21 protein-coding genes are annotated in these 24,389 nt (G+C 71.1%); 5 read left to right on the plus strand and 16 right to left on the minus strand.

The genetic code is table 11. The annotated features are described in order from the left end of the window. Positions 1-148: 148 nt before the first annotated feature. A complete protein-coding gene (eccD, locus tag LDL49_RS07185) occupies positions 149-1,540 on the minus strand; it encodes a type VII secretion integral membrane protein EccD (RefSeq protein ID WP_225290138.1) in 1,392 nt (463 codons plus the stop codon). 130 nt (positions 1,541-1,670) lie between these two features. On the opposite strand from eccD, the gene eccCa reads away from it, so the two are divergent. Next, positions 1,671-5,669, plus strand: coding sequence for a type VII secretion protein EccCa (gene eccCa, locus LDL49_RS07190; RefSeq protein WP_225290139.1), 3,999 nt, complete (start codon positions 1,671-1,673; stop codon positions 5,667-5,669). An 18-nt stretch (positions 5,670-5,687) separates the two neighbouring features. Here eccCa and LDL49_RS07195 read toward each other — a convergent pair whose 3' ends face one another. The 11 genes from LDL49_RS07195 to mycP form a co-directional block, all read right to left on the minus strand. Further along, entirely contained in the window at positions 5,688-7,817 is a 2,130-nt protein-coding gene (locus LDL49_RS07195; RefSeq protein ID WP_225290140.1) for a hypothetical protein, read from the minus strand. 134 nt (positions 7,818-7,951) lie between these two features. Further along, complete coding sequence (locus LDL49_RS07200; protein WP_225290141.1) at positions 7,952-8,407, minus strand: carboxymuconolactone decarboxylase family protein; 456 nt, start codon at positions 8,405-8,407, stop codon at positions 7,952-7,954. A 36-nt stretch (positions 8,408-8,443) separates the two neighbouring features. Next, the gene (locus LDL49_RS07205) at positions 8,444-9,346 is read right to left on the minus strand and encodes a sigma-70 family RNA polymerase sigma factor (protein WP_225290142.1); all 903 of its coding nucleotides are present in this window, start codon (positions 9,344-9,346) and stop codon (positions 8,444-8,446) included. Between the two features lie 113 nt (positions 9,347-9,459). Further along, complete coding sequence (locus LDL49_RS07210; protein WP_225290143.1) at positions 9,460-9,891, minus strand: hypothetical protein; 432 nt, start codon at positions 9,889-9,891, stop codon at positions 9,460-9,462. Then, positions 9,891-10,625 carry a hypothetical protein gene (locus LDL49_RS07215; RefSeq protein ID WP_225290144.1) on the minus strand — a complete coding sequence of 245 codons (735 nt, stop codon included), beginning with the start codon at positions 10,623-10,625 and terminating at the stop codon, positions 9,891-9,893. Before LDL49_RS07215 ends, LDL49_RS07210 begins: the two co-directional genes overlap by 1 nt. 38 nt (positions 10,626-10,663) lie before the next feature. After that, the gene (locus LDL49_RS07220) at positions 10,664-10,990 is read right to left on the minus strand and encodes a hypothetical protein (RefSeq protein ID WP_225290145.1); all 327 of its coding nucleotides are present in this window, start codon (positions 10,988-10,990) and stop codon (positions 10,664-10,666) included. A gap of 2 nt (positions 10,991-10,992) precedes the next feature. Then, entirely contained in the window at positions 10,993-12,327 is a 1,335-nt protein-coding gene (locus LDL49_RS07225) for a WXG100 family type VII secretion target (protein WP_225290146.1), read from the minus strand. Between the two features lie 8 nt (positions 12,328-12,335). After that, positions 12,336-12,707 (minus strand): hypothetical protein, encoded by a 372-nt coding sequence (locus LDL49_RS07230; RefSeq protein WP_225290147.1) that lies wholly within the window; start codon positions 12,705-12,707, stop codon positions 12,336-12,338. A gap of 8 nt (positions 12,708-12,715) precedes the next feature. Next, on the minus strand, positions 12,716-13,015 hold the full coding sequence (locus LDL49_RS07235) for a WXG100 family type VII secretion target (protein WP_225290148.1): 300 nt from the start codon (positions 13,013-13,015) through the stop codon (positions 12,716-12,718). Between the two features lie 28 nt (positions 13,016-13,043). Beyond that, a complete protein-coding gene (locus tag LDL49_RS07240) occupies positions 13,044-13,370 on the minus strand; it encodes a WXG100 family type VII secretion target (RefSeq protein ID WP_225290149.1) in 327 nt (108 codons plus the stop codon). Positions 13,371-13,466: 96 nt separating this feature from the next. Next, positions 13,467-14,603 carry a type VII secretion-associated serine protease mycosin gene (gene mycP / locus LDL49_RS07245; protein ID WP_225290150.1) on the minus strand — a complete coding sequence of 379 codons (1,137 nt, stop codon included), beginning with the start codon at positions 14,601-14,603 and terminating at the stop codon, positions 13,467-13,469. 127 nt (positions 14,604-14,730) lie between these two features. Here mycP and LDL49_RS07250 point away from each other — a divergent pair, with 127 nt between their 5' ends. From LDL49_RS07250 to LDL49_RS07260, 3 genes are read left to right on the plus strand one after another with little or no spacing between them, the layout of a single operon-like run. Next, positions 14,731-15,354 (plus strand): hypothetical protein, encoded by a 624-nt coding sequence (locus tag LDL49_RS07250; protein WP_225290151.1) that lies wholly within the window; start codon positions 14,731-14,733, stop codon positions 15,352-15,354. Beyond that, on the plus strand, positions 15,351-16,568 hold the full coding sequence (locus tag LDL49_RS07255; protein WP_225290152.1) for a hypothetical protein: 1,218 nt from the start codon (positions 15,351-15,353) through the stop codon (positions 16,566-16,568). The genes LDL49_RS07250 and LDL49_RS07255 overlap by 4 nt, the downstream gene beginning before the upstream one ends. Positions 16,569-16,626: 58 nt before the next feature. Further along, entirely contained in the window at positions 16,627-18,573 is a 1,947-nt protein-coding gene (locus LDL49_RS07260; protein ID WP_225290153.1) for a serine/threonine protein kinase, read from the plus strand. A 10-nt stretch (positions 18,574-18,583) separates the two neighbouring features. On the opposite strand, the gene LDL49_RS07265 is transcribed toward LDL49_RS07260, so the two are convergent. The 4 genes from LDL49_RS07265 to LDL49_RS07280 all read right to left on the minus strand — a co-directional run bounded on the left by LDL49_RS07265 (position 18,584) and on the right by LDL49_RS07280 (position 23,697). Continuing rightward, complete coding sequence (locus LDL49_RS07265; RefSeq protein WP_225290154.1) at positions 18,584-20,119, minus strand: hypothetical protein; 1,536 nt, start codon at positions 20,117-20,119, stop codon at positions 18,584-18,586. 6 nt (positions 20,120-20,125) lie between these two features. Beyond that, a complete protein-coding gene (locus tag LDL49_RS07270) occupies positions 20,126-21,067 on the minus strand; it encodes a DUF5996 family protein (protein ID WP_225290155.1) in 942 nt (313 codons plus the stop codon). A 70-nt stretch (positions 21,068-21,137) separates the two neighbouring features. Further along, entirely contained in the window at positions 21,138-22,388 is a 1,251-nt protein-coding gene (gene ilvA, locus LDL49_RS07275; protein WP_225290156.1) for a threonine ammonia-lyase IlvA, read from the minus strand. A gap of 259 nt (positions 22,389-22,647) precedes the next feature. Further along, positions 22,648-23,697, minus strand: a complete 1,050-nt coding sequence (locus LDL49_RS07280) for an aldo/keto reductase (protein WP_225290157.1) — start codon at positions 23,695-23,697, stop codon at positions 22,648-22,650. 101 nt (positions 23,698-23,798) lie between these two features. Here LDL49_RS07280 and LDL49_RS07285 point away from each other — a divergent pair, with 101 nt between their 5' ends. After that, positions 23,799-24,383, plus strand: a complete 585-nt coding sequence (locus LDL49_RS07285) for a TetR/AcrR family transcriptional regulator (protein ID WP_225290158.1) — start codon at positions 23,799-23,801, stop codon at positions 24,381-24,383. Positions 24,384-24,389: the final 6 nt, after the last annotated feature.

Genomic DNA, 24,389 nt, shown 5'->3' on the forward strand with positions numbered 1-24,389 from the left:
CCAGGACTTGCGCCGGTCATTCCCCGGACTTTCCTGCTGGCTGGACCTCAGCTTCACGCCCATCCAGCACGAGCGGGGGTTCGTTGCGCCGGGCCCAGCAGCTACAAGGTCGATCAGCGGCAACGAGGCGGGAAGCCGTCCCTGCGCCTCAGCTGACCAGCCCGCGGATCGTCTCGTACACATCCAGTACGGCCAGCGCCAGCGGCAGCAGGGCGATCATCAGCACGATGTCGAGGATGTCGGCCAGCCGCCCCCAGAACGGAGTGGGCCGCGACGCCGAGAGCCAGAGCGCCACCCCGGCCACCAGCAGCGCGAGCACCACCAGTGCGGGCACCACCCCGAACAGCACCATCTCGCGGGCCGACCCCACCGCCACGGCCAGGAGCGGCAGACCGGAGCCGAGCAGGGCCGAGGTCAGCAGCCACATCCGCTGGGCCCGGCCTTCGAAGACGCGGGCGCGCAGCAGCAGCGCGGCCGAGAGTGAGAGGCTCATCGCGATCGCCGGCCAGGTGCCCGCCACCGCCAGGAGTATCTGGGCGCCGAGCGTGAGGAGCGAGACCCCGCCGAGCAGGCCCGTGCAGAAGGCGTCCGCGACGACCGTCCGGTCGATCACCATCCGGCCGTCCAGGTCGCCGCCCTCGCGGCGTAGCTCGTCGGCGGTCGTCGGCAGGGCGGGCAGCGGCAGCCCGGCCAGTCTGAAGGAGACCGACGGCACCACCGTCGTCAGGCCCACGGCCAGCGTGGCCAGCAGGGCGGCCACCCCGGCCGCCGGTACGGCGAGGACCATGACCGCCAGCGCGCCGAGCAGGCCGCAGAACGCGGCGAAGGCCACTCCGAGGAATGTCGGCAGCCCCTGGGCGACGGCGAACCCGATGGCCGTGGCCAGCATCAACGTGACCCCGAACGCCGCCAGCAGGTGCGGCGCGCCCAGCCCGGTCAGGCCGGTCGGGGAATCGGGGCCGAGCAGCCCCGCGACGAACCCGTACGGCAGGGCCGCGTACCCGATCGCCGCCCCCGCGCCCGCGTCGCCCAGGGCCCGCGACAGTGCCGCCGCGGCCAGCAGCAGCACCAGCGCGATCCCCGCCGCGACCATGGCGGCGGGCGTCCAGGGCGGGCCGGTCAGCAGCAGGGCGGCGGCGCCAGCGCCCAGCGCCACCGCGGCGGTCCGCAGCCCGTACGACCTGGTGACGGCGGGCTGCCACCGGCTGGTGCGTTCGAGTACGCCGGTCGCGACGGCGTCGGCCACGTCGTCGAAGACGGTCTCCGGCAGCTCGTGCCCCCGGGGCCGCAGGTGCAGCAGCTCCCCGTCGTGCACGGCCAGGTCCGACAGCGTGACGTTCACGTCGAACGGTTGCCCGCCCACGCGCTGGAGCACCCAGCCGCCATGGGCCAGCCCGGCCTCCGCCAGCCCCTCGCCCGCGATGCGCAGCAGCGTCGGCAGCATGCTCGCCAGCGGCATGTCCGAGGGCAGGCCGAGATCGAGAGACCCCCGGGGGGTGACGATCGTGACCCGGCACAGGTCGGTTCCGGTGGCGCTCACGTGGAGGAGTGTAGGGACTGGGTCCCCGCCGCGCCGCCGTAAATATGTCGAGAAAATTTGAAATGTCGCTGAATACGTGGTCTGACGGGCTTTTATGAGGGTTGTTGGGTGGCCGGTTCGGTGAGGTGCGGTGAGCGGCAACACATGGGTGGTGCGTCGGCCCGACCGGCGCAGGCCGCCGGAGCAGCCGAGCGGTGAGGTCCTGCTGGAGCCGCCACCCGAGATCCCCGAGACGGTCACGGGCGGTGGCCTGACCCAGATACTGACCTACCTGCCGATGATCGCCGGGGCGGGCGCGATGGCGCTCATGTTCACCGGCGGCGGCACGGGCAACCCGATCATGATGGTCTCCAGCGGCCTGTTCGCCGTCTCGATGGTGGGCATGACGATGGGCCAGATGCTCAGGAACACCGGCGAGCGCAAGAACCGCATCAACGGCCAGCGCCGCGACTACTACCGCTACCTGGAGCAGGTGCGCAAGCGCGTACGCAAGGCCGCCGAGCAGCAGCGCAAGGCCATGACCTGGAACCATCCCGACCCCGTCACGCTGTGGTCGCTGGTCATGACCTCGCGGCTGTGGGAGCGGCGCCCCCGCGACGACGACTTCGGCCAACTGCGGATCGCCACCTCCGCGCAGCGCCTCGCACTGCCGCTCATCCCGCCCAAGAGCAGGCCGATCGAGGACCTCGACCCGATGTCCGCCGGGGCGCTGCGCCGCTTCGTCCGTACCCACGCCACGGTCCCCGGCCTGCCGGTCGCGCTGGCGCTGCACTCCTTCGCCCGGATCACGCTCGCGGGCGAGCCGGAGGCCGTCCGCGGCCTGGTCCGCGCCGCGCTGGCCCAGGCGGTGGCCCTGCACTCGCCCGAGGACCTGCGGGTCTCCGTGTGCACCGGGCCCGAGCACGCGGCCGAGTGGGAGTGGGTCAAGTGGCTGCCGCACGCCTTCCATCCCGAGGAGGAGGACGGGGCGGGCCCGGTCAGGCTGGTCACCAGGGACCTCGGCGAGCTCGACGACCTGCTCGGGTTCGAGCTGAAGGACCGGCCGAGGTTCAGCAGGGGCCTGGCGCAGGACGTACTGCCGTACCACGTGGTGATCCTGGACGGCGGCCGGGTGCCCGCGGGCAGCCAGCTCGGCACCGACGCCATCGAGGGCGTGACCGTGATCGACCTCAGCGGGTCGGCGGGACAGGCGCCCGCGCAGCTCTCGCTGAATCTCGACGTCACGGCCGACGAGGTGGTCCGGGTCGTCGAGGACGACATGGGCAAGCAGGTCAGGACCGTGCTCGGCCGGCCCGACGTGCTGGGCCTGCCCGCGTTCGCCGCGCTGGCCAGGCAGCTCGCGCCCATGCGGGCCGGCGCGGCCGGCGGGGCGGAGGAGGAGGGCGACGCGTTCGCCACCAACACCACGCTCACCGACCTGCTCCGCATCGGCGACGCCCGCCGGATCTCGGCCGCCGTCACCTGGCAGGCGCGACCGGTCAGGAACCGGCTGCGCGTCCCGCTCGGCCTGGGCGCCGACGGCCGGCCCGTCGAGCTCGACATCAAGGAGGCCGCGCAGGGCGGCATGGGCCCGCACGGGCTCGTGGTCGGCGCCACCGGCTCCGGCAAGAGCGAGTTGCTGCGTACGCTGGTGCTCGCGCTGGCGATCACCCACTCCTCAGAGGTACTGAACTTCGTCCTGGTCGACTTCAAGGGCGGCGCGACGTTCCTGGGCCTGGACACGCTGCCGCACGTCTCGGCCGTCATCACCAACCTGGAGGACGAGCTTCCGCTGGTCGACCGCATGCACGACGCGCTGCACGGCGAGCTGGTACGCCGCCAGGAGCTGCTGCGCTCGGCCGGCAACTACGCCTCGGTACGCGACTACGAGCAGGCCCGCGAGCAGGGCGTCCGGCTGAGCCCGCTGCCGACGCTGTTCATCGTGCTGGACGAGTTCAGCGAGCTGCTGTCGGCCAAGCCGGAGTTCATCGAGCTGTTCGTGATGATCGGGCGGCTCGGCCGCTCGCTCGGGGTGCACCTGCTGCTCGCGTCCCAGCGGCTGGAGTCGGGGCGGCTGCGCGGGCTGGACACACACCTGTCGTACCGGATCGGGCTGCGGACGTTCTCGGCGGCCGAGAGCCGGGCGGTGCTGGGCGTCGCCGACGCGTACTCGCTGCCGCCCGAGCCGGGCAACGCCTACCTGATGTTCGAGACGACCGGGATGACCAGGTTCAAGGCCGCCTACGTGTCCGGTCCCTACCAGGTGGCGCAGCGGGAGAACCGCGCGGTCGCCGCCCGTCCCGGCCACCAGGGCAAGATCGTCTGGTACGGCACCGAACGGGTGCCGCTGCCACCGCCGCCCGCCGTCGAGCCCGAGCCCGTCGCCGAGGACCGGGAGCAGCAGGACAGCCTGCTCAATATCGTCGTCGACCGTCTGAACGGACAGGGACCCGCCGCCCACCGGATCTGGCTGCCCCCGCTCAAGGAGCCGTCCTCGCTCGACCGGCTGCTGCCGCCGGTCCAGGCGACCGCGTCGCACGGGCTCACCGCCGCCGGCACCGGCCAGAACCGCCCCGGCCGGCTGCACGCCGTGGTGGGCATCGTGGACAGCCCGTTCGACCAGCGGCGCGACCCGTACTGGCTGGACCTGTCGGGCGCGGCGGGCAACGCCGCGATCATCGGGTCGCCGCAGACGGGCAAGAGCACGCTGCTGCGCACGCTGATCACCGCGCTCGCGGTCACCCACACGCCCAAGGAGGTGCAGTTCTACTGCCTCGACTTCGGCGGCGGCACGCTGTCGGCGCTGGCCGGGCTGCCGCACGTCGGCGGCGTGGCGACCAGGCTGGACACCAACCGGGTCCGGCGGACGGTGGCGGAGATGACCGCCCTGCTGGCGCGCAGGGAGCGGCTGTTCGTGGAGCGGGGCATCGACTCGGTCGCCACCTACCGCCGTCTCGTGGCCGCAGGCGAGTACGAGGGCGACGGCTGGGGCGACGTCTTCCTCGTCGTGGACGGCTGGGCCACGATGCGCCAGGAGTTCGAGTCGCTGGAGGCGCCGCTGAGCGAGCTGGTCTCCCGGGGGCTCGGCTTCGGCATCCACGTCGTCGGCACGGCCAACAAGTGGTCGGAGTTCCGGTCGAACGTACGCGACATGTTCTCCACCAGGCTGGAGCTCAGGCTGGGCGACTCCTTCGAGTCGGAGATCGACCGCAAGGCCGCCGCCAACGTGCCCGAGGGCGCGCCGGGCCGCGGCCTGACCCGCGAGGCGCTGCACTTCCTCGCCGCGCTGCCCCGCGTGGACGGCAAGGCCACCGTGGACGACCTGGCCGAAGGGGTCGCCGCGCTGGTGGCGGACGCGGCGAGCGCCTGGCACGAGCCACCGGCGCCGCCCGTACGGCTGCTGCCCGACCGGTTCCCCGTGCACACGCTGCCCGGACCGGACGAGAGCGGCCCGCGCATCCCGATCGGCATCGACGAGGCCGCTTTGGCGCCCGTGTCGCTCGACTTCGACGCCGACGCGCACTTCGTCGTCTTCGGCGACACCGAGAGCGGCAAGACCAACCTGCTGCGCGTCGTCGCCGAGGGCATCGTCGACAGGTTCACGCCGCTGGAGGCGCGGATCGTCATCATCGACTACCGGCGCTCACTGCTCGACACGGCCGACAACGAGCACCGGATCGGCTACGCCGCCTCCAGCACCGCCGCGGCCACCGTGCTCAAGGGCATCCACGAGGTCATGCAGACCCGGCTGCCGCCGCCCGACCTCACCTCCGAGCAGCTGCGGACCAGGAGCTGGTGGACCGGCCAGGACCTGTACGTGATCGTGGACGACTACGACCTGGTGGCCACGTCCGCCAATCCGCTGGCCGTCCTCGGGGACCTGCTGCCACAGGCCCGCGACATCGGCCTGCACCTCATCCTGGCGCGGGCCATGGGCGGCGCGGGGCGCAGCCTGCTCGACCCGGTCGTGCGGCGGTTGAAGGAGATGAACACCCCGGCCGTGCTGCTGTCCGGGCCCCGGGATGAGGGGGCGCTGTTCGGTAACGTGCGGCCGCAGCAGCTTCCGCCGGGGCGGGGGTTCTATGTGGACCGGCGTTCGGGGGCTCGTCTCATCCAGACGGCCTATCTGACGCCGCCGGAAGCGGGTTAGAAAGATCACTTACCCGGGTCAGCTCATGGCGTCGAGGGCCTCCCGGCAGCGGCGGAGCAGTTTCTCGTCATCGACGATCTGCGCGCTGCCGTATCCGCCGTCGGACGCATTGTGCCTGCGCGCCCGCCTCAGCTCGGCTTCCAGGCACGGCCGGACCTCCACCGCGGCCCGCCCTAATTCCGCGCAGAGCTCGGCCGCCTCCGTCCGGGTGTGCCTGTTGAGCTCCCACACCCGCCGCACCACCGGCAGCGCCGCCTCGGGGTCGCCGGTCAGCCGGTAGAGGGCGCGGGCAGCCGTCAGCGGGACCCAGCCGTACTGGTCCTTGCGCCTGGCCAGCCGCCGCAGCAGGGCGATCCTGGCCTTCTCGGCCCGTTCCCGCTCCGCCATCGCAGGGGCCAGGTAGCCGAGGAGGTCCGCCGCCGCCCGGCTGGCGTACGTGTCGTCCCCGCCGAGGTAGCGGTCCACGACGGCGACGGCCGCGCCCACGTCCCCTGTGACCGGCCACAACGCCTTCGCTGCCCGGATGGCCGGGCCTGGCTCGGGTGAGGCCGCGGCCTCCCGCAGGATCGGCGCGCCCGCGGCGGCCACCGGCCCGATCGCCGCAAGGGCCGCCAGCAGGCCCTCGGTGACCGGCCGGCCGAGCAGGTCGGGCAGGGCCTCGGCGGCCCCTGGCCCGATCCTGGACAACGCCCAGCAGATGCTCTCGTGGCGGTGGTCGTGCGGCTTGTCCGCAGGCAGGTCGCGCAGGCGGCGGCGCAGCAGGGGCAGCAGGGGCGCGGCCCGCGGCCCGAACCCGCCCACGAGCTGGGCCACGTCCCTGGGCATGCGCTCGCGCTCCAGCACCCAGGCCAGCATCGGCAGCGCGCGGTCGTCCCCCGTGCCGCTGAGCGCTCGCAACGCAGGACTCACCGTCGGCTGGTCGCGAGGCCATTCGACGACCCACGGCAGCTCCGCGTCTTCCGGCCCCGTGTGGTCCGCCACGCGCCTCTCCGTGGCGGCCAGGACCTCCGCCAGGGCGTCCGCGGCGGGCGCCGCCAGCTCGCCCAGATCCTCCAGTACGCCGACCGCCCTCGACATCACGACGGCGCCCGGCCGCCCTCTTCCGCACCCGTCGAGTACGCGTTCGCCGAGGGTCGAGACGAGCCCGGCGTAATCGCCGCGCCAGTTGGCGAACAGGACGTGCGCGGGGCCCATGGCGTCCACCTGGCGCTCCCAGTCGGGTGAGCGCAGCAGGGCTGTCAGAAGGCGTACCCGGTCGTCCACGCGGTCGCCCAAGCCTTCGGACACGGTATGCACGAGCTCGCCCGCCCGTGGCGCGCGCCGGCCCACGTCGCGTTCCGCACGTGCCCGCCGCAGCGCGCCGACCAGGGTCGGGGTCTCGAAGTCCGCGTGCGGGGCGGCCGGGGGCGTGCCGGTCCCGTAGAGGGCGGTGAGCAGTTCGAGCGCCTCGCCGACCTCGACCGCCGGACCGCCGCCCAGCGAGGCCAGTTCCGCCAGCGCCACCAGTCTGACCTGCGGATCCGCCTCCGTCGCCAGGACCCGCCCCAGCCAGTCGCGTACGCCCGCCGCGCCGCCCTGTACGCCCTCCACGCCACCCGCCGCACTGCCCGGGCGGCCGCCCAGCGCGGCCACGGTCCGCACGATGGCCGCCCGTACCCTGAGATCGTCCTCGCCCCCCAGGCGGCCGGTCAGGCTTGTCACCGCGGCCCGCGCCCCGTCCACGCAGGCGGTCAGGAGCCCGGCCACGGCCTCGCGCACCTTCGGGTCGGGGTCGCCGAGCAGGCGCTCCCACAGCGGGTACGCGGTCACGGCCCTATTGGCCTTCTTGTACGGCCCACTCAGCTCAGTGGGGTCCTCGGCCGAGGCGATGTTCGCCAGCAGCTCCACCACCTCCGCCCGGCCCGGCAGATCCGGGGCCGAAGCGATGCGAAGGAGGAAGGGGATCGCCGCCAGGGTGCACGGGTAGACGTCGCCCTGGTGGTGCACGGCACCGTACATGCCGTCCAGGGCCGTCTCGCGGACGGCGGGGTCGGGGTCGGCCAGGCCGCGAAGCCATGCGGGAACCTCCCTGGCGAAGCCATAGGCATGACGCATACGGCTCCACCGGACGTCATCCAGCCCGGCGAACAGGCCCGCTTCATCTGCCATGGACGAGATCCTGCCGCAGCCCACCGACACTCCGGCCGACGGCCCCACGAGGGGTGCTCGGATCGGCCGGCGGCTACCTGCTCCAACCAATGACGCTACGGCTCGTCAAGAACACCACGTCCTTGTCGGCCGTGTCAGGCCGGCACGGGTGTCGGCTTGTTGATGAGCGCGATGTTCATCCAGAAGCCGGCCGAGGCGAGCACCATCATCAGGGTGGCCATCGCCTTGTCGTCGTAATGCTTGGCGACCTCGGTGTACAGGTCGTCCGGTACCCGTTCCTCGCCCCGCGCGCCGGGCTGGAAAACGGCGTCGGTCAGCGCCAGCGCGGCCTGCTCGGCGTCGGTGAAGTACGGCGCGTCCCACCAGGTCGCCACGGCGGCGATCCTGGCCTCGGACTCGCCCGCCTTACGCAGGTCGACCGAGTGCCGCATCACCTGGTAGGTGCTGCCGACGATCTGGCCGGCACGCAGGTAGACCAGGCTGGTCGTGGTCGCCGGCACCGAGCCGTTGCAGGTGGCCTTGACCATCGCGCCGGCCAACTCCTGGATCTCGGGCAGGTGCGTGTTGGCGTCGGGGATACGTGGTCCCACGGTGTCCTCCATGGTGCTGGGGAAATGTTGTCGTCCCTATGAGCCCTCGCGTACCGGCGATGTGACAGGCGGCGGAGCAATTCCGGCGGCATCGGCGAACTGGCGGACCCGCTCGGGGTCGCGTAGCCCGTCGATCGCGACGATCCGGTCGCCCGAGACGGTGAACACCAGCACGGCGAACGGCTGGTCATCGATCGTGATCAACGCGCCGACCACGCCGTTGACCAGCACAGGTCGCAGCCGCCCGCCGCGCGGGCCGCGGGCATGCCTGGCCACGGCCGCCGCGCCGCGGACGACGACACGCTGCCCGTCGACCCGGAAATCGGAGGTCAGGACGACATCGGGATCGAGGATCTGGACCAGGGCTTCGAAGTCACCGGCCCGTGAGGCAGCGTAGAAGGCGTCGACCACCTGCCGCTGCCGCGCCAGATCCGGGTCGGGCGAGGGGATCTCGGCGCCGTTCACCCGGCGCCGTGCCCGGCTGGCCAGCTGCCGCGCGGCGGCCGGCGTGCGGCCCACGATCCCGGCGATCTCGTCGAACGGCAGCTCGAACATGTCGTGCAGCACGAACGCCAACCGCTCGGCCGGACTGAGCCGGTCGAGCACCACGAGCAGGGCCAGCCCCACCGAGTCGGCCAGCAACGCCTCCTGCTCGGGGTCGAGATCGCTGTCCATGATCACGACCGGCTCGGGCAGGCGCGACTCCGCCGGCCGCTGCCGCCGGGAACGCAGCATGTGCAGGCATTCCCGAGCCACAACAGTGGTCAGCCAGCCGCCGAGATTGTCGATCTGGTCCGTGTCGGACCGGCAGAGCCGCAGCCAGGCGTCCTGAACCGCGTCATCGGCCTCGGCCATCGAACCCAGCAGCCGGTAGGCCGCCGCCCGCAGCCGGGGCCGGTGCTGCTCGAAACGCTCGGCCAGCCACTCGGTCTCCTCCATCGGTCACATCATCCCCTCGTCAAGGCTCAAAGACATGAACCCGCGAAGGCGCCGAATGTGACAGGATCGCACAAGCCACTGAGGCCGCCTGAACTGCCAAGAACCAGGATCTTCTAGGAGCCGTCCACGCGCCGGTGGATGCGGGCGAGCTCGGCCATCGCGTTCTCCATGGCCCTGTCGTAGGTGTCCTGCGCGTTCTGCAGGCGCAGCTCGGCCGGGTTGCCCTCCTCGGTGAGGTCCGGCGGGGCCGCGCCCCACCGCTCGGCCATGAGCGCGTTCGACTTGTCCTGCAGGTCGGCCAGTGACGCGCCGATCAGCTCCAGGATCGTGGTGGCCAGCTTGTCCGAGCCCCAGCGGAGGGCGCGCGGGTTGATGTCCAGCGCGGTGACGCCCTGGGTGGAGCACTCCACCGTCACCAGCTTCTCCGCGTCCTGGGCGAACCCCTGCACGGCCAGGACCTGCTCGTACAGCTCCGCGAACCCGTCCAGGGGGCGCTGGGTATCGGCGATCATGCGGTCGATGGCCGCTTCGTCGAAAGCCGGCATCACACTTCCTTCGTCGGGTTCGGCTGGTTGTGCTGGGTTGGACCCGGCTGGTTGCCCTGCGGGAGGGCCGTCTCGGTGAGGTCGTCGGCCGCGGCCGAGTTGGCGAGCATTCCGCCGCCTATCGCGGTCGCGCCGCCGAAGAGCAGCTTCTTGACGGGCGACACCTTGGTGAACCGGCCGGCGATCTTGCCGGCCAGGCTCTCCGAGCCCCTGAGGAACGTCTGCAGCTTCAAGGCGCCCTGACCGGCCTGCTGGTCGGCCCGGCGGCCGAATATCGTCGCCGCCACCTCCGCGGCGGGCCGGACATAAGGATTGACCCGCCCGAGCTGGTAGATCGTCCCCGCCAGGAGGATGGCGGCGCCCACGTCGAACATCAGGTTCCCGGCGAAGTCGAGAGTGTCGGCCGAGGTGCGCATGGAGTCCGCCGTGGCCTGCGGCAGGTCGGCCTTGTCGGCGACCTCGTCGCTGTGCGTGTCGACCGTCTGCTGGAACAGCTCGGCGCTCGTCGCCATCCAGTGCACGTCCTTGACGGACTCCTGGACCAGCTGGGGGTGCTCGCGTAGCCCCGCCGACAGTTCCTCCCAGTGTTGCGCGGCCTGGCGCAGCTCGGGGGTGTCGGCGGCGGTGAGGGCGATGATCAGTCCGGCGTACTTCGCGCGCCCGCCGCCCAGCAGCGCCGAGCCCAGCTGGGCCATGGCCGCGCCGGCGATGACGGACTGCGGTTGTGTCGGCATGTGTCCTCGCTCTCAGACTTGCTCTCGGACGGTGGCTCTCAGACGGCCGTGACGCGGGTGGCCGCGCCGTCGCCCTGTACGGCGGTGTTGGCCGTGTCGAACGCCTTCGACTCCATCTCGGCCAGCTCGTGCCTGGTCGCCGACACGTACTGGTGGGCAGCCAGCTTGACCTGGTCGAGCGCGTCCGCCAGCGACGAGCCGAAGAAGCCGAACAGGCCGTAGGCGCCGGAGTGCACGTTGAGCCCCGCGACGACGCGGGTCATGTCGTTGAGACGCTGCATGGGCTTGCCGGCGATGTTGCGGCCCACCTCACGGACGGAGTCGGCGTTCATCTCCATGCGCTTGAGGTCGCTGTCGGATGTCATCGTCAGTCCACCACCGGTCGGCCGGGATCGTACGCGGGACGGAACAGGCCCGGCTCGTCTGGGGGCGGCGGGGCCGTCCGGTGCGCGACCGGCGCACCCTCGTACCCGGCCGGGCCGCCGCCCATCGGCATGAACGGCATGCCACCGGTACCGGCGGCCGCCCCTGTGGGGCCGCCGGACGATGTGGGTTGCGTGGCGGGCCACGTTCCGTCCACGACCGGTACGACGCCGGGGCGTAGGGACGGGCCGGTCTCGCGCGGGAGGCCACCGAGCGGGCTGCGGGCCTGGTCGGCGATGGGGCTGCTCTCGTCGAGGACGGAGCGCATGGGGCCGGACCGGTACGGGTCACCGGTCCGCGCGCCGTCGGTCCGCTCGGAGGAGGTCCGCAGGTTGTCGGTCCGCGGGTCACCGGTCCGCGTCGGGTCGGCCCGCGTCGGGTCGGTTCGCGCGGTGTCGGGCCGGGTGCCGGTCAGGGAGCGTGTCGGCTCGGACGTGGTCGGGTTGGTCCCGATCGGCGCGGGGCCGGTCGTCGGCGGGTACCCGGTGAGCTGGGCCACGGAGGGCGTTGCGCCGGTTGACGTGATCAGCCCGGGGACCTGGCCCGGCGTCGTCCCGAGGGTCGGGGGAGTGGCGGTTCCAGGGACCGCCGCGGCGAGTGGCGTTGCGGGCGGTGCGGCCAAGGTCGGTGACGCCGCCGGATCCACACCGGCCAGCCGGGCGACCGGGCGGGTGGACTCCAGGTCGATCCCGCCACCGGTCGGCGTGCTGTCGCGCACGACCGGCGCCGGCAGGTACGGCGCGCTGGAGGCCAGGTCGGCGTCCCATGGCAGCCGCGCGGGAAGGGTTCCGTGCGCGTCCGCCAGGCGGCCGTTCAGATCCGCGAGGAAGCGCCGGGCGTCGGCGTCGGGGTCGTTGCTCAGCTCCCGGGAGATGTACGAGCCGGTGTCCACCGTGGCGTACTGCTCCCGGGTGGCCTGCTCGAACTGCTCCTTCGCCGTGGCCAGCGCACGACTGGCCTGCTGGACGGATGACGGGATGTCGTCGATCTGGCTCCGCAGCGTGCCGAGATACGACTGCACCCGCGCCATCCGCCCGAGCATGGCCCGCGCCGACTCGCCGCCCCAGTTTCCATCGGAGACGAGACGTGAGGCGTAGTGGGACAACTCCTTGATCGTCTGGTCGAGGAGCGTGCCCGCCGACTGGTAGGCGTCAGCGACACCGCCGAACTCCTCCGGCCGGGTGTTCATGATCAACCGCCGGATCGAGTCGCGCCCGCCGTAGCTCTTGGGAGCGCCCGCCGGCAGCGCGCCCTCCTTGATCGGCTTCGGTTCTCCCAACGGGGCCTCTATCCGGCAGATCCGGTACGGCGAGCGGTCTCGCCGGCCCGCTGGTCGGCGTCCCTGATGGTGTTCGCGGTGGCGACCAGGTCTTCGACGACCCTGCTGACCAGCTCGGTCACGAACCCCATCGTGTCCACCGTTGCCATGCGCGCCCGTTGCATGGTCTCGGCGTACCCCCGTGCCACGTCCCAGTCGCCGACGGCCGGGAACGACAGGTCGGGCACCCGGTGCCCGGCCGACTCCAGCAGGGGCAGCAGATCCCTCGACATCGCCCCCGCCACGTCCAGCAGCGCGTCCGGCCGGCACATCGCCTGGTCACCGGCCGCCGCCGGGTCGATGACCAGCTCGGCGGGTATCCCGTTGTCGCCTTCAGCCATCGTTCGGCTCAGGTGCCCCAGCGCCGGACGTTGGCCTGCTCGGCGTCGCGCATGATCTCGGTCGCGTCGTGCAGGGCCGGGCCGAAGCGCTGCATGGTGTCACCCATCGTCACCACGGCCTCGTTCCACTGGCGCTTGGCCTCCAGGTAGACGCCCTTGGCGGAGCCGTCCCAGGTCTCCAGGATCTTCAGGTCGTTCTCGAGGTCGGTCAGCTCGCCGACGAGGTTGGCGTAGGCCCGGCCGAGCTCGGCCGCGATCTCTTCCATCTCGTCGAAGTTGGCGAGGATGATGTCTCCGCCACCTGTCATTGGGATCCTTCCCTGACGTCGATCCCGCTCATCGGACGGCACCGCCGTTGAGCGCGGCCATGAGGTTCTTCGTGACGGCCTGGGTGGAGGTGCTGGCCTCCTCGTACTCGATCCCCGAGCCCTTGAGGTTCTCGGCGATCTGGTGGAGGGCGTCGATGACCTTCTTGAACTGCGGGTTCCACTCGTTGAGAACCTGCGTGTAGACGGTCGCCGACTCGCCCTTCCACGAGCCGCCGAGCTGCTCGGGGATCTGGAGCAGTCTGCTGTGGATCTGCGTGATGTGCTCGTGCGCGGTCAGCGCGCGAGCGGCCGCGTCGTGCTGACTGCCCTGCTGATAAGTGGTCGGCTGCGCCACGGTTCACCTCCCGGTATCGAACATGGGACAACGCGAGCACCATAAGCCGGTGCGCCGGAGGGCCGACCTGACTTCAACATTCCTGGAAATGTTGGATCACCCGGCGCGCCAGCCCCGCCGTCTGGCCCTGGGCAGCATGATCGCCGCGAAGACCACCAACCCCGTCACCGCGACCGTGCCTCCCGCGATGCCCACGGCCAGCCCGCGCGTACGCGGATCGGGGGCGGCGGCCTTGGCCACGACGACCGGCGCCCCGCCGCCCGCCTTCTCCTCCGCGTCAGGCAATACGGCGGTGACCGCGAGCAGCGGGTTGACCAGGCCCGCGCCGGTCCCGGTGGCGCCGCCGCCCTCGGCCGTCAGCTCCACCCGGCGCTTGACCTGCCACAGGTCGAGCTCCGGATGCCTGGCCCTGACCAGCGCCACGACCCCCGCCACGTACGGCGCGGCGAAGCTGGTGCCGTCGAGATCCGTATGGTAGCCGCCGCCCGTCCACGTGCTGGTGATCCCGGAGCCGGGGGCGGTGACGGAGACCCTGGTGGTGCCGTTGGAGAACGCCGACTTCGTGCCGTCGGGGGAGGCCGCGCCCACCGCGATCACGCCGGGGTAGTCGGCCGGGTAGGAGGGCGTCACCTCGCCGTCCTCACGTTTCACGTTGCCGGCCGCCGCGACGATCACCACGTCCCTGCTCTGCGCGTACGCGACGGCCGACTTGAGCTCCGGCTGGTCGTGCGCCTCCACGGACACGTTGATGACCTTCGCGCCCAGCTCGGCGGCCCGCCTGATGCCCCTGGCCAGCAGTGACACCTCGCCGTCCGGCGTCTCGGTCTGCTTGATCGACAGGATCCGCGCGCCCGGCGCGACACCGAGGAAGGGCACGCCGCGCGAGGTGAGGTCGCGGCCGGCGATGATCCCGGCCACGGCCGTACCGTGGCCCACGCAGTCGCGCTGGTCCGTGCCCGTCAGGTCCTCGGAGATCGTGATCGCCCCGGCGAGCTGCGGGTGCCGCGCGTCCACGCCGCTGTCGACCACGGCGACGGTGACGCCCTCGCCCCTGGTCAGCCGCCACACCCGCTGGAAGCGCAGCCGCTCCTGCGGCCAGGGCTTGCCGCTGACGTCCTGGACCCCGGCCTCGGGATTGCACGACGGAGCGGCGCCTGCCGCTCTCGCGGCGGTGAAAGGCGTGACGGCGAGCACCAGGGCGAGGGCGGTGGTGCCGGCCCAGGAAATGGCCATGTAATGGGATTTTGCCGGTCTTGAGCGGCAAGCCGGATTCCGTTCCAAATTCTTTGAAGTGAAGCCCCGGCGCACCCCGTACGGGATACAGAGGGGAGGGGCGCAGACCGATATCCGGGAGAGATTCATGCCGACACCTGACGACGGCGGCGAGCGGGACGACACCAGGGACGGCCTCGGCCTCCCGAGAGACCAGCGCAACGGCGTCGAGTCGGGCGAGGACGGGCGCGTCTACGAGGTACAGCTGGACCCGCGCAACACCGAGGAAGAGTACACCGACTACCTGCAGACTTACGGGCACGGAGGGTATCCGCCGACCGCCGGGCCCCGGGTCTCCGAGACGACGCGCGACGAGTTGCTCACCAAATACCACGTCGATCCGGGTGGGGCGAAGAAGGAGATGTTCATCAAGATCGCCGACTTTGTTGACCCGGAGACGGGCAAGCCGCGTCCCGACTCGCCCGTCGAGAAGCTCCGCGCCGACCTCGACCGGCTCAGGGGGCTGGGCGGTACGCCGGGCCTGGAGGTTCTCGTCAGCCGCTCCACGCTGACCGAGCGCGACCTGGGCACCTGGCAGGCGGCCACCGACCTGAGGCTCACCACCGACAAGGCGCAGACCAGTCTGAAGAGCGCTGTCACCCAGCTCTGCTCGGTCTACGAGGCCATCCTGGAGACGCTCGACCAGACCGTGAAGGCGGCCATGGACGCCGACCAGGCCGTGGCCCAAGGCCTGCGCGGGACGGCGACATGACCGGTTACACCCTGTACCAGCTCAAGGACGGTACCCGCCCGCTGCCCGATGACATCGCCACGAGCAAGGGCGACAGCGAGAACAGCCAGGGCATCGTCGACCTCATCCGCAACCACACCGACCCGCGGAAGATCGAGGACGCCGGCCACAACTACGCGACCCTGGCCGCGAGCTGCGAGGAGTCGATGCGGAACCTGCAGGCGGAGGCGCAGCGCATCGCCGCCTCCCTGGGCGGGGAGCCACTGGAGGGCGTCTTCAAGAAGATCGGCGAGCTCCAGAAGGATCTCGCCGCGGTGAACTACAGCGCTCAGACGGTCGCCAACCCTCTCATCTGGTACGGCCGTGACGTGCTGCCCTTCTTCCGGGACAACGTCCCCCAGGTCGGCAGTGCGGGCTGGGACGACGATCTGCGTGACAGCGTGTTCGGCACCGACGGCAACGCTCACGCCCTGGCCCGCCACCACCTGCGACAGCTCAACAGGTTCATGGGAGTGGTCTACGACCGGATCGCCCCCGAACTGGAGCAGCGCGCGGCCCCGCCCCCCGGCGCGGGTGTCACTCCCGGGCAACTGCCGAAGATGGACGGCCTGGGCGGCAACGGCCGGCTCGGTGGTGGCGGTGTCTCCGATCCGTACGCGGGCCTCGGCAGCCCGTACTCCGGCCTGCCCGGCCTGACCGACCCCACGTCGTCCGGTGTCGGGGACCCGTCCGGCCTGACCGACCCGAACCAGCGCCCGACCGATCCCGGCACGAACCTCCCGGACCCCAACGGCGCCCAGAACCCGAACCTCCCCGGCCTCGATCAGCCCAACGCGAAGACCCCCGACCTGCAGAGTCCCCAGACCCCGGACCTGAAGAATCCCGGCGACCTCAAGACCCCGAGCCTGCCCGACACCAAGGCGAACCTGGCCGGCTTCCCGGACACCATGTCCCCCGACCTGGCCCACAGGGTGAACACGAGCGTGCCCCCCACCGGCCCGCTCAGCCCCTCGGGGACCGGCACCGCTACGACGGCCGCACAGGGCGCGGGCGGACTGACGGCGGGCGGGGCCGCGCGGGGCGGGGCCGGCGGTATGCCGATGGGCATGTACCCGCCGGGCATGGGAGGTGGCAGCCAAGGTCAGGAGCAGGACCGCGAGCGGACCCGGTTCCCGATGGTCGAGGACGAGGCGTTCGAGACCGATGACCTGGGCGGTCCCGCAGTGATCGCATGACGGCGACGTGTCGGTTGATGGAGAGGGCTGGCGGCTGCCGGCCCCGGGAAGTGAACGCGTGACGGTGACGGAGAAGGTCCGCGGTTACCGGCTCCAGGAGCGGGCCGGGCAGGACGGGCCGTGGAGCGCGTACCTCGCGACGGCCGACCGCGACGGCGCCTCGGTGCTGCTGCGGTCACTGGCCTGCCGCCGGGTGGACAAGCGCCGGCTCAAGCCGCTGCTGCGCGGCTTCCGCTTCCCGGACGCGCTCGCCGCCCATCCGAACGTGATCCCGGTACTCGACATCGGCACCACGGCCGACGGCCGCCCGTACCTGGTGACCGAGCTGCACGGGGGCTGCACGCTGGCCGAGCGGCCCGGCCGGACCCTGCCGACGCCGCCGGGCGAGGCGCTGCGCGTCGCGCGCGCGGTGGCCGCCGCGCTCGCGGCCACCCACGGGGCGGGCGGGGTGCACGGCGACGTACGTCCGGAGAACGTGGTCCTGCCCGAGTACGGCGAGCCCAGACTGACCGGGTTCGGCATGAGCGGGCTGATGTCACTGGCCGAGCTGCCCGACGGGACGTCCGTGTCCGTCCACACCCCGCCCGAGCTGCTCGAAGGCCGCTCGGCCAGTCCGGCGTCGGATGTGTACTCGCTCGGGTCGATGCTGTACGAACTGCTCGCCGGGCGGCCCGCGTTCGCCCTGGACGGCCCGGACACCTCGGCCCGGTTCGTCTTCGGCGTCCTGAGCGAGGAGCCGCCGCCCCTGGCGTCCCCCGGCCTGCCGCCCGACGTCGTGGACGCCGTCAATCAGGCGATGGCCAAGTCCCCCGAGTCCCGTCCCACGGCCGCCGACCTCGCCACCCGCTTCACCCACGCCGCCCCACCCGCCCTCGACCATTCGGCCCCATCCACGTTCAATCCAGCGGTCCCACCCACCTACAAACTGGTCGCTCCGAGTTCCCGCCTGAAGCCATCGCAGACCGGACCCGGCTCGCCGCCCACCTCGGTAGGACCGGCGTTGGCACCGGGACCCTCGCAGACCGGACCCGGCTCGCCGCCTACCCCAGTCGGACCCGCGTTGTCACCGGGACCGTCGCAGACCGGGCCGGGGGACTTGCTGCCCGGCTCGCCGTCGATGCCGTCGTTCCCCTCGGTTCCACCAGCGTCAGCGACGCCGTCGTCAGCGGTGCCGTCATCGGCGGTGGCCGCTGAGACGTCGGTGCCGCGGGCTCTCGTCTGGACCGTCGACCCCGACCGCTCGGCCTCGCTTCCCCGACCGCCTCGTCCGCTCTACCCGTCCTCCCACCAGCCGGGTACGGCGCAGCCGCAGGCACCGGCCGAGCCACGGCGCAGGAGCAAGAAGGTCCCCCTGTTCATCGCCGGCACCTCCGGCCTGGCCGTACTGATCGGCGCGGCCAGCGTCGCCGCCGCCATGAACGGTCGCCCGTCGACCCCACCGCGGATCACCCTGGAGCCCCAGTCCGCCACGACCGGAGGCACCGACTCAGGGACCGGAGTCACCGACCCCACAACGGGAAACGCCGACCCCACGACGACCGCCAAGCCACCCGACTCGGATGCCCGGACCCCACCACCCAGTGCCCTGCCTTCTACCGAGCCTTCTACCAGGCCGTCCATCGCCCGTCCCGCCAAGACCCTGGACGCGGCGGCGATGAGCGCGCAGCGGCCCAAGGACCTGAGGCTGGTGACCGACAACGGCACGACCGTGACGCTGTCCTGGAAGCAGCAGCGCAAGAGCGACTTCCCCATGGTGCTCCAGCAGTCTCCCGGCGATCGCGTGCTGTCGATGGGCAGCGGCAGCATCACGTACACGGTCGGCGGCCTGGACGCGGCCACGGGCTACTGCTTCAAGGTCGGCACGGTGGTCAGACTCGGCCAGCCGTCATCCGTCGCGTGGTCACCGTCCCTGTGCATCCGAGGCGCGGTGGAAACCGACCCAGGCGGCCGGGACGAGCAGGTCCAGCCGCCCATCGTCCTCCCACTGGCCACTCCACCCACCTGAAAGCCGCTGATCACGGAGCAGCGGTCGCCTCGCCGCCGGCCTGCTCACGCGCGAGGAGTCCGCCGAGGGCGGCGGCGATGATGGGCAGCCCGACGACCACGGCCGCGATCGCCGGCCATGGAGTTTCGAAGGGCACCCGTGGCGGCTCATCCCATGAGCCCGACGCGGTGAAAGGCCATAGCAGCAACATCCCGATGGGGCACCCGGCGACCGCGCCCAACACCGTTCCGCACAGCGTGCTCAGCCCCGCACGGGAAGCGGCGAACCACCGGAAAGTTGCGGCCGATCCGTCACCGGCCCGCCTCAGCACCCGACCCGCTGGCGAACTCGTGTCCTTGCCGTCCCCGGCGGCCCACGCACCGCAGAGGGCGATGAGGAGCGTCGCCGCGGCGGCGACCAGCCAGGTGGTCGAAGCCTGGAATCCCCGCTCGACATAGGTTTCCGCGATGTCGCCCAGCCGGCTGTCGAGCCGCGCCTGTTCGCCCGCCGAGATGCGATGGAGGGAGGGATCGACGATCAGCTCGTCCGGCTCCAGTTGATATCCGAGATCCCGGACGACCTTCGCTGGGACGAAGATCGTCTCCATGTGGGGGTCGACGGTTCTGGCGGCGATCGCCGGGATGGTCTTGGTCGCCAGCGGGCCGTTGTTCCCGGTCACGTCGTAGCCGATCTCGACCGAGTCGACCTTCACGTCGGCGTTCATGACCACCACAGCCTTGCCCTCGTCGTAGGGCGTCGACTGGTCGCCCGTGATGTACCGCAGCAGTGCCTCGTCGCCGATGACTTCGTGCGGGTAGACGGACTCTTCCAGCAGGCCAACGTTCTCGGCATACGTGCTGAAGTGTCGGTATTCACGCGAACTCTCACTCTGGGCGATGGGCACCCCGGGTAACTCCCGCTGGATCGCCGCACGTACAGGACCGGCCTGCTCCGCCGAGAAAACCCGCACCACGAGGGTGCCGGGCCGGGCGCTGGGGAAGTAGGCGGCCCTGTCCTGCGCCGTCATGCCGACCGCGACGATCGTAAGTGCGATGCCGAAGCTCGTCGCCATCATCGTCACGGTGATCGCGGGAGCCGTGGTCGGGCGACGACCGGCCAGGTCGCGGGCCGCCAGGCGAACGAGCAGCGGCAGCCGTTTCGTGCACCGACCGAGGATTTCCAGCAGCCACGAGGCCAGCGGGCCGAAACCTAAGAGGAGCAGACCTCCGCCTATGAGGGTCAGCAGACTGAGCCCGATCAAGACGACGCCGCCGTAGCGCGTGTCCGCACGCGCCGACCACGCGCCGAATGCCATCATCCAGACGCCGACGAATGACAGGAACAATCCCCCGACCACATATCGGCGGCGTATGCGTACGTGGCGATTTCGTGGGGCGGACTGCGCCGCGATCGTCACAGACGCGCAGGCGAACACCGCGGGAATGGCCATAGCCAGGCCGATTCTCAGGAGTACCGAAAGGTCGAAGATCATGGCCGAATAGTAGTGAGCGTCAGCTGGCGCCGTACGGGCGAGAAAGTCGAAATAAGGCGCGCCCGACCAGCGCACGGTCCGTCACGTTCCAGGGCTCAGCACCGGATCGGTGACCCCGCCGGGGCAGGCGAACTGGGCGATGTCCCAGCCGGCGCGCCGGGCTCCGGCCTGGTAAGCGCTGTCGTAGAAGGCGAGGACGGCGGCGCGCGGATCGGCCTCGGCCCGGGCGTCGGCGTGGCGCAGCACGGCCAGATGGCTGCCCCGCTGCTCGATCCACCGCGCGGCCGCAGGCTCCAAGGGCTCGTTGTCCACCCCTTTGGGCTCAGGAGCGGTGTAGGAGTAGAAGGCCGGGTCCGGGAAGGCGTCGTCGCCGAACCAGAAGCCGGAGCTGATCACCTCCCGCGAGTACGCTTCCCGCGTCACCGGGTCGGCTCCGGGCGGCTGGTCGATCGCGCGGTCGGAGAAGCGGCTGCAGGCGATGTCGAAGGTGTGCCAGAAGTGGTGCACCGGGCTGATCTTGCCCGAGAAGCCCGCGGCGAACTCCTCCAGCAGGAGGTTCACCTGGCTGAGGACCTGCCAGTAGCGGGTGACCTCGGCCGGATCGTAGTGCGCGTGCTCGGTGTCGTCGGCGAACGGCCGGTCGGAGTCGGGCAGGTCGAACGGCTGCGGTAGGGGGATGTCCACCCGCACGTCCAGGGCCGCCAGTGCCCGCATGGTGTGCTGGTAGAAGGACGCCACCGACTGGCCGGGGAGCGCGAACGACACCGCCCGGCCGTCCACCGTGGTGAGGAGCAGCTGGTGGCCGACGAAGTCGAAGTCGATCGTGAAGATCGGGTTGCCGTCGGCCTGGCCCATCGGACGGGTGGTGATCCCTCGCCCCGTGACATGGAACGGCGCGTTCCACCAGTGGTTGCGGCGGACCGTCGAGCCGAGCCGGATCTTGCCCACTACCTGGCAGAACCGGTGCAGCGTCGCCTTGGTGTCCCGCCACTCGGCCGACGGTACGGCGGTGTACAACTCCATGACGCCATCGTTCCCAAACGGTCGCGGCGCTACCCACCCCACATGACCGCCGACACGCCGTGGCGCGAGGTCAGAGAAGGAAGGTGAACAGCGGCGAGCCAGGGGGGACGCGCTCCACCGTGAGCGGGCCGGCCTTCATGCGGGACAGGAGACTGTCGAGATCGCTGGCCCGCTCGAGCTCGATGCCGACGAGCGCCGGGCCGGTTTCGCGGTTGTTCTTCTTGACGTACTCGAAGGCGATGATGTCCTCGCCCTCGCCCAGCACCTCGTCCAGGAAGTGCCGCAGGGCGCCGGGGCGCTGCGGGAAGGTCACCAGGAAGTAGTGCCGCAGCCCGATGTGCACGAGAGAGCGCTCCAGCACCTCGTTGTACCGGCTGACATCGTTGTTGCCGCCCGACACCACGCACACCAGCGGGCCTTCGGAGGAGTACGGCAGCAGCTCACGGGCTGCCGCTCCCGCGAGAGCTCCGGCGGGCTCGGCGATGATGCCGTCGGTCTGGTACAGATCCAGCATCTCGGTGCACACCGCACCCTCATCGACCGCGACGACCTCATCCACCAAGTCCTTGACCAGGGGGAACGTGGCGTCACCCACCCTTCCGACGGCGGCGCCGTCCACGAAGGTGTCCAGCTCGGGCAGGGCGAGGGGCCCGCCGTTGTCGAGGGCGGCGCGCATGCTGGCCGCTCCGGCGGGTTCGGCGCCGATGATGCGGGTGCCGGGTGAGTGCTCGCGGAGCCAGACGGCGATGCCGCTGATCAGACCGCCGCCACCGACCGGTACGACCACGGTGTGCGGCGCCTCCCCGGCCTGCGCCAGGATCTCCAGGCCGACCGTGCCCTGCCCGGCCATCGTCATGACGTCGTCGAACGGATGCACGTAGATCGCGCCGGTGCGCTCGCTGTCGGCGTGCGCCGCGGTGCTCGCCTCGTCGTACGTGCCGCCGCCGACGATGACCTCCACCCGGTCGCCGCCGAGCGCCGCGATGCGCTCGCGCTTCTGCCGAGGCGTGGTGGACGGTACGTACACACGTCCCCTGATCCCGAGACGCGCGCAGGCGAACGCCACTCCCTGCCCATGGTTGCCCGCGCTCGCGCAGACCACACCGCGCCGCCGCTCCTCCTCCGTGAGCGAGGCGATCAGGTTGAACGCGCCACGCACCTTGTACGAGCGGCAGACCTGCGCGTCCTCGCGCTTGAGCAGCACCTGACCGCCGAGCAGGTCGGACAGCCGCTGGTTCGGCTCCAGCGCGGTGCGACGCACGACCGGCCGCAACCGTTCGGCCGCCTGACTGATCAGCGCGGTGGTGAGACGGTCGGTCATGCACACTCCAGGCACAGCGGTTGATCAAGGGATGTTAGCAAGGCGTCGCGTGGTGAGTGACGACGACAGCCGCACAGTGGATCACTGGGAACAGTGCCCGTCGCCAGGCGAGCACACTGGTCACAACGATCCCACCAGGCCGGGCGATTCCCGCAGCGCCCGTCTCCCTCAGCCGGACGGCTACCGACCAGCGACATTCTTGCGACGCTTGCTCAGCTCGCCAGCTGGCGGACTGCCGCGCCGGAGCGAACAATCAACCTCACCTCAGCGCCATTCCCGGGACACGAGCGCGGATCGCATCCATGGCCGCCTCGTCCGAGACGCCCTGCCAGTCATACCGCGGCGTGTAGGGGGCGGTGAGGGCGCGTACGTCCTCATCGGTGAGCTCGACGTCCAACGACGCGATCGCGTCGTCGATCTGCTTGATCGACCCGGCGCCGACCAGCGGAGCGGTGACGACCGGCTGGCGATGCAGCCAGGCCAGGGCGATGGACGCGCGGCTCACGCCGTGGGCGGCCGCGACCTGGCCGACCGCATCGATGATGGCGTGGTTCGAGGCTTCCTGCTCGGGCGAGTAGAGCGTGTCGGCGTAGGCACCGTCGGTTTCGGAGCGGGCAGTGGAGTTCGCCTCATTCCAGCCACGGGCCAGACGGCCCCGCGCGAGTGGGCTCCAGATGATGGTGCCGACGCCCTCGTCCAGGCACAGCGGGATCATTTCGCGTTCCTCCTCGCGGGCGAGCAGGTTGTAGTGATCCTGCATGGACACGAACCGGGCCCAGCCGTTCTGCTTCTGCAGGTGCAGGGCCTTCGCGAACTCCCACGCGAACATCGACGACGCGCCCAGGTAGCGCACCTTGCCGACCTTGACCAGATCGCTGAGCGTTTCGAGGGTCTCCTCCAGTGGCGTCGCGTGGTCGTTGCGGTGCACCTGGTAAAGGTCGATGTAGTCGGTGCCCAACCGTCGCAGGCTGTGGTCGACCTCGGTCATGATCGCCTTGCGGGACAGGCCCTTCCCGTTCGGGCCGGGGCGCATGGGATGACGCAGCTTGGTCGCGATCACTACATCGTCGCGGTTCGCGAAGTCGCGCAGTGCGCGGCCGAGGATCTCCTCGCTGGACCCGTTGGAGTACATGTTGGCGGTGTCGAAGAAGTTGATGCCCGCGTCGAGAGCGTGCTTGATCAGCGGGCGCGCATCCTCCTCGCCGAGGGACCAGACGGGGTGGCCGCGGTCGGGCTCGCCGTAGGTCATCGCACCGATCGCGATGGGCGAAACGTCCAGGCCGGTGGTGCCGAGCTTCACATAACGCATGGGCGTCTCCTGTGGGATTTGAACTTACGGAGAATTCTCCGCAAGTTCTCACCAAACTAGCGGAGGATTGTCCGCAAGTCCATCGGAGGCACCATAGGGTGATGACCGACCAGACGCCGAGCACCTACGGCACGCAGCGCAAGGCCGCCGCGCGTAACCGTGTGGCGATCATCGAGGCCGCCCACGAACTGTTCGGGGACAACCCGCTCGTGCCGCTGAGCGAGGTCGCCAAGCGTGCCGGCGTCGGCGCCGGCACGCTCTACCGGCACTTCCCCACCCGGGAGGATCTGATCCTGGCGGCCTACCAGCACGACATCGAACGCCTGACCACCACCGCCGACGAGGCGCTGGCGCGCCATCCATCGGCGAAGGACGCGTTCGTCGAGTGGTTCGAGACCCTGTCGGCCTACATCCGCATCAAGCACGGCCTCGGTGACGCGTTGCACAGCGCCGCGGCCCAGGACGTGATCAGCGCTTCGTGGGCGCCGACCACCGCGGCGGTGGCCAAGCTCGTCGACGCCTGCGTGGCCGAGGGCACCATCGCTCCCGGGCACGACCCCGCCGACATCATCATGCTTATGAGCTTCCTGTGGCGCGTCGCGAACAACGACGACGGTGTGGCCCAAGGACGGCGCCTGATCGCCGCCGTCTTTTCGGGGCTGAAAGAGGCACCCCAGCCGATCTGAGCACAG

Origin of the sequence: Nonomuraea aurantiaca (assembly GCF_020215705.1) — a bacterium.
Lineage (GTDB): Bacteria > Actinomycetota > Actinomycetes > Streptosporangiales > Streptosporangiaceae > Nonomuraea > Nonomuraea aurantiaca.

Bases quoted from the DNA above. Each gene is read 5' to 3' on its own strand.
- LDL49_RS07285 (WP_225290158.1), top strand. From the start codon at position 23,799: ATGACCGACCAGACGCCGAGCACCTACGGCACGCAGCGCAAGGCCGCC.
- LDL49_RS07210 (WP_225290143.1), bottom strand. From the start codon at position 9,891: ATGCCGGCTTTCGACGAAGCGGCCATCGACCGCATGATCGCCGATACC.
- LDL49_RS07235 (WP_225290148.1), bottom strand. From the start codon at position 13,015: ATGACAGGTGGCGGAGACATCATCCTCGCCAACTTCGACGAGATGGAA.
- mycP (WP_225290150.1), bottom strand. From the start codon at position 14,603: ATGGCCATTTCCTGGGCCGGCACCACCGCCCTCGCCCTGGTGCTCGCC.
- LDL49_RS07230 (WP_225290147.1), bottom strand. From the start codon at position 12,707: ATGGCTGAAGGCGACAACGGGATACCCGCCGAGCTGGTCATCGACCCG.
- LDL49_RS07255 (WP_225290152.1), top strand. From the start codon at position 15,351: ATGACCGGTTACACCCTGTACCAGCTCAAGGACGGTACCCGCCCGCTG.
- LDL49_RS07195 (WP_225290140.1), bottom strand. From the start codon at position 7,817: ATGGCAGATGAAGCGGGCCTGTTCGCCGGGCTGGATGACGTCCGGTGG.
- LDL49_RS07215 (WP_225290144.1), bottom strand. From the start codon at position 10,625: ATGCCGACACAACCGCAGTCCGTCATCGCCGGCGCGGCCATGGCCCAG.
- LDL49_RS07205 (WP_225290142.1), bottom strand. From the start codon at position 9,346: ATGGAGGAGACCGAGTGGCTGGCCGAGCGTTTCGAGCAGCACCGGCCC.
- LDL49_RS07250 (WP_225290151.1), top strand. From the start codon at position 14,731: ATGCCGACACCTGACGACGGCGGCGAGCGGGACGACACCAGGGACGGC.
- LDL49_RS07280 (WP_225290157.1), bottom strand. From the start codon at position 23,697: ATGCGTTATGTGAAGCTCGGCACCACCGGCCTGGACGTTTCGCCCATC.
- LDL49_RS07220 (WP_225290145.1), bottom strand. From the start codon at position 10,990: ATGACATCCGACAGCGACCTCAAGCGCATGGAGATGAACGCCGACTCC.
- LDL49_RS07270 (WP_225290155.1), bottom strand. From the start codon at position 21,067: ATGGAGTTGTACACCGCCGTACCGTCGGCCGAGTGGCGGGACACCAAG.
- ilvA (WP_225290156.1), bottom strand. From the start codon at position 22,388: ATGACCGACCGTCTCACCACCGCGCTGATCAGTCAGGCGGCCGAACGG.